Source organism: Stenotrophomonas sp. CASM101, assembly GCF_049384845.1.
GTDB lineage: Bacteria > Pseudomonadota > Gammaproteobacteria > Xanthomonadales > Xanthomonadaceae > Stenotrophomonas > Stenotrophomonas hibiscicola.
This window is the reverse complement of record NZ_JBMRFR010000032.1, coordinates 1-7,059: the sequence shown is the minus strand read 5'-3', so window position 1 is coordinate 7,059 and position 7,059 is coordinate 1. Positions and strand designations below refer to the sequence as shown.

Annotated in this window: 7 protein-coding genes; 6 read left to right on the top strand and 1 reads right to left on the bottom strand. The window is 64.9% G+C overall.

The annotated features are described in order from the left end of the window. From VG543_RS21090 to VG543_RS21075, 4 genes are all read left to right on the top strand, one after another. A partial coding sequence (locus VG543_RS21090; protein ID WP_134735183.1) for an IS3 family transposase occupies positions 1 to 422 on the top strand: 422 nt, incomplete at its 5' end. A 601-nt stretch (positions 423 to 1,023) separates the two neighbouring features. Then, a complete protein-coding gene (locus VG543_RS21085) occupies positions 1,024 to 1,887 on the top strand; it encodes a pirin family protein (protein ID WP_155029938.1) in 864 nt (287 codons plus the stop codon). A gap of 121 nt (positions 1,888 to 2,008) precedes the next feature. Next, positions 2,009 to 2,728 (top strand): aquaporin Z, encoded by a 720-nt coding sequence (gene aqpZ, locus VG543_RS21080; protein WP_019338641.1) that lies wholly within the window; start codon positions 2,009 to 2,011, stop codon positions 2,726 to 2,728. Between the two features lie 197 nt (positions 2,729 to 2,925). Continuing rightward, positions 2,926 to 3,384, top strand: a complete 459-nt coding sequence (locus VG543_RS21075) for a hypothetical protein (protein ID WP_019662176.1) — start codon at positions 2,926 to 2,928, stop codon at positions 3,382 to 3,384. Between the two features lie 119 nt (positions 3,385 to 3,503). Here VG543_RS21075 and VG543_RS21070 read toward each other — a convergent pair whose 3' ends face one another. Next, entirely contained in the window at positions 3,504 to 4,355 is an 852-nt protein-coding gene (locus VG543_RS21070) for a pirin family protein (RefSeq protein WP_423179092.1), read from the bottom strand. A gap of 215 nt (positions 4,356 to 4,570) precedes the next feature. On the opposite strand from VG543_RS21070, the gene VG543_RS21065 reads away from it, so the two are divergent. Both VG543_RS21065 and VG543_RS21060 read left to right on the top strand, forming a co-directional pair. Continuing rightward, positions 4,571 to 6,652 carry a carbon starvation CstA family protein gene (locus VG543_RS21065; protein ID WP_019662178.1) on the top strand — a complete coding sequence of 694 codons (2,082 nt, stop codon included), beginning with the start codon at positions 4,571 to 4,573 and terminating at the stop codon, positions 6,650 to 6,652. Further along, positions 6,652 to 6,876: a YbdD/YjiX family protein gene (locus VG543_RS21060; protein ID WP_005410613.1), complete on the top strand. Its 225-nt coding sequence runs from the start codon at positions 6,652 to 6,654 to the stop codon at positions 6,874 to 6,876. Before VG543_RS21065 ends, VG543_RS21060 begins: the two co-directional genes overlap by 1 nt. The last annotated feature ends 183 nt before the right edge of the window (positions 6,877 to 7,059 follow it).

Here is a 7,059-nt window from a genome sequence, read left to right as displayed (position 1 = left end):
ACCTCTACAACGGCGAAATCGTGGCTTATCAGATCAAGCGCCAGCCCGTGTTCGATCTGGTAGGTCAGATGCTGGAGGAGGCCATCAAGAAGCTTTCGCCGGATGAGCGCCCCATGATCCACTCCGACCAGGGCTGGCAGTACCAGCATGAAAACTACCGGCACATGCTGGAAAAACATTCGTTGAAACAGAGCATGTCCCGGCGTGGCAACTGCCTGGACAATGCGGCGATGGAGAGCTTCTTCGGGACGCTGAAGTCGGAGTTCTTCTACCTGAACAGCTTTGACAGCATCGAGAGTCTGGAGGCGGGGCTGGTGGAATACATCCAGTACTACAACCAAGAGCGAATCAAGTTGAAATTGAAGGGCCTGAGCCCGGTACAGTACCGGGAGCAGGCCCAACAGGCCCAATCGGCCGCCTGACCCCTGTCCAAGTCTCGGGGGGCACTTCACCTTGGGGGCTTGGCCGCGGCATCCATGCCGCGGACACCCCGCAACCCGACACCGCCCCGCCCCTGACAGTTCCCCGATGACGGTGGGTCAGCTGCGGTTGCTGTAGGTGTCGACCTTGGTCGACACGCTTGATCCACGCCATGCGTGGATGCGAGCGAAGCGACCGGCGTTTGCTTTTGATTTTCTTTTTCTTCTCCGTGGCTGGACAGCACACGGAAACTGTCAGAGGCCGGGCGGGTGGGTTGCGCAGGGGCGTGAGCCGCATGGATGCGGCGATCGAGCTTACATGGGTGAGGGCGCTTTGCTTGCGAAGCACTGCTTCGCGAGCGACCGAACGCACAGCCGCCAGCGGCTGGGCTGGGCCCCGGAGGGGGACTTGCAGCGTCCCCTGCGCCACCCACCCGCCCGGCCACGCGCGGCTTCTGCTTTTGCTTCTGCCTTCAGCGACCAACCCCATAGCCACGAGGGGCTGCGCCGTTGGCTGGAACAACCTGTTACCCATACGGGGCATGTACCCGTCACAGCTGCATGCGATGCTCACCACCTGATCCCTGCCAGCGAGAACGTCCGCATGACCACCATCATCGCCCCGCGCGTGCACGACATCGGCGGCCTCGAAGTCCGTCGAGCCGTCCCCACCCTGCAGGCGCGCAGCATCGGCTCGTTCGTGTTCGTCGACCAGATGGGCCCGGCACTCATGCACCCCGGCACCGCCATCGACGTGCGCCCGCATCCACATATCGGCCTGGCCACCGTGACCTACCTGTGGTCGGGCGCGATCGGCCACCGCGACACGCTGGGGTCGGACCAGGTGATCCGTCCCGGCGACGTCAACTGGATGACCGCTGGTCGCGGCATTGCCCATTCCGAGCGGACACCGCAACCGGACCGCGCCCACGACAACCCGATCCATGGCATGCAGACCTGGGTGGCGTTGCCGAAGTCGCATGAGGAAATCGAACCGGCCTTCTACCACCATGCCGCGGCCACCCTCCCCGAGCAGCGCCGCAATGGTGCCTGGCTGCGGGTGATCGCCGGGCGCGCCTATGGCGAGGAATCGCCGGTGAAGGTATTCGCCGACACCCTCAACGTAGCGATCGACCTCGACCCGGATGCGGAGATCGATATCGACAATGGCCACCGCGAGCGCGCGTTGTACATCCTCGAAGGCGACGCGCAATTGGACGGCGTGGACATCCCCGCCCAGCACCTGGTGATCCCCGAAGCCGGTGCGATAGGTCGCCTGCGCGCGAAGACGCCGGTGAAGGCGATGCTGTTCGGTGGCGAGCCGCTGGATGGCCCGCGTCACCTGTGGTGGAACTTCGTGTCCAGCTCGAAGGAGCGCATCGAGCAGGCCAAGCACGACTGGGAGGCCGGTCGCTTCGGCACCATCCCGGGCGACGACAAGGAGTTCATCCCGCTGCCGCAGTACTGAACATCGCGTGTTGCACACATCCGAAGGTGTATCCCTGCACCCGGCGTTGACACTACAGTCACCCGCTGATCACTGAAATGTGACATAAATCACACTTTCAACCGCCAAAGGAGTGCAACACATGAGCATGGGTAAACGCTTGTCCGCCGAGTTCCTCGGCACGTTCTGGCTGGTTCTGGGTGGCTGTGGCAGCGCGGTGCTGGCCGCCAAGTTCGGTGGCGACGGCAATCCGCTGGGTATCGGGTTCCTCGGCGTCGCCCTGGCCTTTGGCCTGACCGTGGTGACCGGCGCCTATGCGTTCGGCCATATCTCTGGCGCGCACTTCAATCCGGCAGTCAGCGTCGGCCTGTGGGCCGGCGGCCGCTTCCCGACCAAGGACCTCGTGCCGTACATCATCGCCCAGGTGGCTGGCGGCCTGCTGGCCGGCTTCATCCTGCTGCAGATCGCGTCGGGGGCCAGCGGCTTCGCCATCGATGGCAGCCAGGCCGGTGCGTTCGCCAGCAATGGGTATGGCGCGCTGTCGCCTGGCGGTTACAGCGTGGCAGCGGCCTTCCTGTGCGAAGTGGTGCTGACCGCCGTGTTCCTGATCGTGATCATGGGCGCCACCCATGGCAAGGCGCCGGCTGGCTTTGCGCCACTGGCGATCGGCCTGTCGCTGACCCTGATCCACCTGATCAGCATCCCGGTCACCAACACCTCGGTGAACCCGGCCCGTTCCACCGCCGTGGCCTTCTTCGCCGGCAGCGGCGCAGTAAGCCAGTTGTGGCTGTTCTGGGTCGCCCCGCTGCTGGGCGGCGCGATCGGCGGCATCATCTACAAGTGGATCGGCAACGACCGCTGAGGCCTGTGCGCACCATTGCGGCCGACCATCGGCCGCAATGGTTACGTCTGCAACTTCGATTTGTGCGATCGCTCACGTTCCGTTAAGGTTGAGTTGACCGTCCGTGCACACGCCGGGCGGGGCGGCATCCGGGGATGGGATGCCACAGCCGCCAGTCCATCTGGTGGAGCCACACGACCGACCACCTTGGGGGATGCATGAAGTTCGCGCCTGTAGTGTTGTCGAGCCTGCTGTTCGCCGCGGCCCAGGCTGCCGCGCAGGCTCCTGCGGAATGTCCTTCGTTGCCGGCCAGCAGTGGCCTGCAGTGGCAGCAGCAGGTGTTGGCCGACCTTCTGGTCTGCCGCGCCAGCACCGGGGATGGACGCGAGGTACTGAGCCTGATGCTCAGCGCGCGTGACCCTGATATTCCGTTGAACCGGGCACTGCGCCAGGAAAAAGGCAGCTTCGGCGGTGAACCGCTTTACTGGTACCAGCCCGATCTCGGTGGCCAGCAGCCGCCCGGCTATGCCGAGCGCCGCATCAGCGTGGTCAAGCTGGACAAGAAGCGCTACGCGCAGATTTCGCTGTACCCGGACAGCGCCCAGGAGCTGGGCTCGCTGCAGCAGTTGGCGCAGGGCATGAGCCTGACCCCGTCAGCCGTGGCCGCGGGGCGCTGAAGGTGACGGGGATGACTGCCTGGCAGCATCCCCGCAGGATCCGACTCGCGGGACGTCCGCCGGGCGTGGCCCGGCGGCGTTGCCGGCTTCTTTCGACGGGCCATGCCCGGCGCAATCCATCAGAACTTGCCTTCTTGGAAATCGACGAAGGCCTGCATCAGTTCCTGCCGCGTGTTCATCACGAAGGGGCCATGGCGCATCACCGGTTCGCGCAGCGGACGGCCGGCAACCAGGATCAACCGCGCGCCTTCACTGCCCGCCGAGAGGTGCAGTTGCTCGCCTCCGCCCAACACCGCCAGTTCCTGGCGTGCAACGTCGCGCGCAGCGTCCTGCTCGCCCACCGTCAGCCCGCCCTCGAACACGTAGGCAAAGGCGTTGTGCCCTTCCGGCAGCGTGTAGGTCCAGGCCCGATCAGGCACCAAGGTGATGTCGAGGTAGAGCGGATCGGTGGCCGGTTGCACGATCGGACCCAGGGTGCCGTCCACGCTGCCGGCAATCACCTTCACTGTCACACCCGGCTCCGGCTGCACCACCGGAATCCGCTCGGGCCCGAATTCCTGGTACTTCGGGTCAGTCATCTTCTCCTTTGCCGGCAGGTTCACCCACAGCTGGAAGCCGCGCATCTGCCCGCTTTCCTGCTCGGGCATCTCCGAATGCACCAGGCCACGCCCAGCGGTCATCCACTGCACGCTGCCCGGGGTCAGCAGGCCTTCGTTGCCGTGGTTGTCGCGATGCCGCATGCGCCCGTCGAGCATGTAGGTGACGGTCTCGAAACCGCGGTGCGGATGTTCCGGGAAGCCGGCGATGTAATCCTCGGCGCGGTCGGTTCCGAATTCATCGAGCAGCAGGAACGGATCCAGATCGGGCAGCGTGGGGCCGCCGATGACGCGGGTCAGGCGCACGCCAGCACCGTCGGAGGTGGGCAGGCCACGGATGGTGCGCAGCACGCGGGCCGGTTCGGGAAGGCTCATGGCGACTCCTGTTGGATGGATGCCAGTGAAGATGGACGCCATACGGCCGTACGCCAATGGATGGCGCCGCAACCGATTGTTCCATCCCTGATGTTCGCTGCACGTCAGCACAACGAACGTACGACCAAAGTACTACCGCCGATTCGTCCTGCGCCAATTGACCCTGTCGAAGGCAAGCGGGACTCTTTGACTGTCTTTCCGGGAGAGAGCACCTCATGAAAGGGTTTTCAAAACTGGGCTGGGCGGTACTCGCCCTGCTCGGCGCATTCTGTCTGGGCACCGTGGCACTGCGCCGCGGCGAGCACATCAATGCGCTGTGGATCGTCGTCGCCGCGGTTTCGCTGTACCTGGTCGCCTACCGCTTCTACAGCCTGTTCATCGCCAACAAGGTGATGCAGCTGGATCCGACCCGGGCCACCCCGGCGGTGATCAACAACGATGGCCTGGACTACGTGCCGACCAACAAGCACGTGCTGTTCGGCCATCATTTCGCCGCCATCGCCGGCGCCGGTCCGCTGGTCGGCCCCGTCCTGGCCGCACAGATGGGCTACCTGCCCGGCCTGCTGTGGCTGGTGGTGGGCGTGGTGCTGGCCGGCGCGGTGCAGGACTTCATGGTCCTGTTCCTGTCCAGCCGTCGCAACGGCCGCTCGCTGGGTGACCTGGTGCGCGAGGAGATGGGCCAGGTACCCGGCACCATCGCCCTGTTCGGTGCGTTCCTGATCATGATCATCATCCTGGCGGTGCTGGCGATGGTGGTGGTCAAGGCGCTGGCCGAAAGCCCGTGGGGCATGTTCACAGTGATCGCGACGATGCCCATCGCGATCCTGATGGGCGTCTACATGCGCTATATCCGCCCTGGCAGGATCGGCGAGATCTCGGTGGTCGGCCTGATCCTGCTGCTGGCCGCAATCTGGTACGGCGGCAAGGTCGCCGCCGACCCGGTGTGGGGCCCGGCGTTCACCTTCACCGGCACCCAGATCACCTGGATGCTGATCGGCTACGGCTTCGTCGCATCGGTGCTGCCGGTTTGGCTGTTGCTGGCCCCGCGCGACTACCTGTCGACCTTCCTCAAGATCGGCACGATCATCGCGCTGGCCGTCGGCATCCTGATCGTGATGCCGGAACTGAAGATGCCGGCGCTGACCCAGTTCGCCGCCAGTGGCGACGGCCCGGTGTGGAAGGGCGGCATGTTCCCGTTCCTGTTCATCACCATCGCCTGCGGTGCGGTCTCTGGTTTCCATGCGCTGATTTCCTCCGGCACCACGCCGAAGCTGCTGGCCAATGAAGCGCACATGCGCTACATCGGCTACGGCGGCATGCTGATGGAATCGTTCGTGGCGGTGATGGCGCTGGTCGCGGCCTCGATCATCGATCCGGGCATCTACTTCGCGATGAACAGCCCGGCGGCGGTGATCGGCGCCGATGCGGCGTCGGCGGCGCACTACATCACCAACACCTGGGGCTTCACCATCACGCCGGAGCAGCTGACCGCGACCGCGGCGGCGATCGGCGAGCCAACCATCCTGCATCGTGCAGGTGGTGCACCGACACTGGCGGTGGGCATCGCGCAGATCCTGCACGAAGCGATCCCCAGTGGCAGCGACGCAATGATGGCGTTCTGGTACCACTTCGCGATCCTGTTCGAAGCATTGTTCATCCTGACCGCGGTGGACGCTGGCACCCGTGCCGGACGCTTCATGCTGCAGGACCTGCTGGGCAACTTCGTCCCGGCGCTGAAGAAGACCGAGTCGTGGACCGCCAACATCATCGGTACCGCCGGCTGCGTGGCGCTGTGGGGCTACCTGCTCTACACCGGTGTGGTCGATCCGTTCGGCGGCATCCAGACCTTGTGGCCGTTGTTCGGCATCTCCAACCAGATGCTGGCCGGTATCGCGCTGATGCTGGGCACGGTAGTGCTGTTCAAGATGAAGCGCGACCGCTATGCGTGGGTCACTGCGGTACCGGCGGTGTGGCTGCTGATCTGCACCACCTATGCCGGCTTCATCAAGATCTTCGACAGCAACCCGGCACAGGGGTTCCTGGCCCAGGCACACAAGTTCCAGGCTGCCATTGCCAGCGACACCATCACCGCACCGGCCAAATCGGTGGCGCAGATGAAGCAGATCGTGGTCAACGCCTACGTCAACACCGGCCTGACCGCGCTGTTCCTGCTGGTGGTGGGCGCTGTGCTGGTGTATTCGATCAAGACCATCCTGGCGGCACGCCGCAATCCGCAGCGCAGCGACCGCGAGACCCCTTACGTGGCACTGAAGCCGCACGAAATGGTGGATCTGTGATGAGCACGCAACTGGTTCCCGCCGGCCAGTACCAGGCGCACCGCCGCATCTGGCGGCGCCTGGTGCAGACCGCACGTCTGTGCTGTGGCATTCCCGATTACGACAACTATGTCCGGCACATGCTGGAAAAGCACCCGGACCAGGAGCCAATGGACTACAAGACGTTCTTCCGCGAACGCCAGGAAGCGCGCTACGGTGGGCGCAATGGTGGCCGCTGCTGTTGAGGGTTGGGTGCCGGGCTTGCAGCCCGGCGCCCGCAGAGGCAACTGCAACTGCAACGGCGAAAGCGTCGGCTCTGGTTTTCCGTGAATTTGGCGGGGTGGTGTCGGATGGCGGGGACGCCGTAAACCCGTCCTTGGGGGCTTGGCCGCGGCATCCATGCCGCGGACACCCCGCCATCCGACACC

Coding starts and splice junctions, on each gene's coding strand:
- VG543_RS21075 (WP_019662176.1), top strand. CDS start 2,926: ATGAAGTTCGCGCCTGTAGTGTTGTCGAGCCTGCTGTTCGCCGCGGCC.
- VG543_RS21085 (WP_155029938.1), top strand. CDS start 1,024: ATGACCACCATCATCGCCCCGCGCGTGCACGACATCGGCGGCCTCGAA.
- VG543_RS21060 (WP_005410613.1), top strand. CDS start 6,652: ATGAGCACGCAACTGGTTCCCGCCGGCCAGTACCAGGCGCACCGCCGC.
- aqpZ (WP_019338641.1), top strand. CDS start 2,009: ATGAGCATGGGTAAACGCTTGTCCGCCGAGTTCCTCGGCACGTTCTGG.
- VG543_RS21070 (WP_423179092.1), bottom strand. CDS start 4,355: ATGAGCCTTCCCGAACCGGCCCGCGTGCTGCGCACCATCCGTGGCCTG.
- VG543_RS21065 (WP_019662178.1), top strand. CDS start 4,571: ATGAAAGGGTTTTCAAAACTGGGCTGGGCGGTACTCGCCCTGCTCGGC.